The organism is Vibrio sp. 10N.222.55.C6, from assembly GCF_041473395.1.
GTDB classification, from domain to species: Bacteria; Pseudomonadota; Gammaproteobacteria; order Enterobacterales; family Vibrionaceae; genus Vibrio; species Vibrio crassostreae_C.
On record NZ_JBFRSD010000451.1, the window covers coordinates 1 to 470 of the forward strand.

Annotated in this window: 1 pseudogene; it reads left to right on the forward strand. The window is 42.1% G+C overall.

Going from position 1 to position 470, the window contains the following annotated elements:
* Nucleotides 1-173: 173 nt before the first annotated feature.
* Nucleotides 174-470, forward strand: a pseudogene (locus tag AB4486_RS24550) (hypothetical protein); the annotation flags it as partial.

Sequence of the window (470 nt, forward strand, 5' to 3'; positions counted from 1 at the left end):
ATGCTCATCGTTCGCTAATAATCAAAGGCTGCTAAGGATGGCGAGTCGATAACTTAGGGACCCATTGTGGTCCCTTTATCGTTTATTTATTGGTACAGTTCGCAACCTTAACTCAACGATCTAGGTCTATTGTTGGAGTAAGGAAACTGCCCTGCTTCTTTTAAGGTTCACACATGCTAAAACGTTTTGTTCTTTTGCTTTCACTCAGTTCTTCTCTGGTATTAGCTTGCGGATTACACCAAGAAACCGGATTTAGTTTAGTGACAGAGCCCGGTTCACTGGAGGTATTTGGCAATGTCATCACAGCAAGGCAAGATGACGAGTTCGGAAACCTAGATAAACCGGATCATTTCAAACTGTTTTCGATAAAGTCAGCACTCGCAAAGGCGCATCCGAGTAAGATTGAATTCAACTTATTTGAAGCGATTAAAGGTCACTACAGCCAAATCAGCATTGAAAAAGGCGTGAAC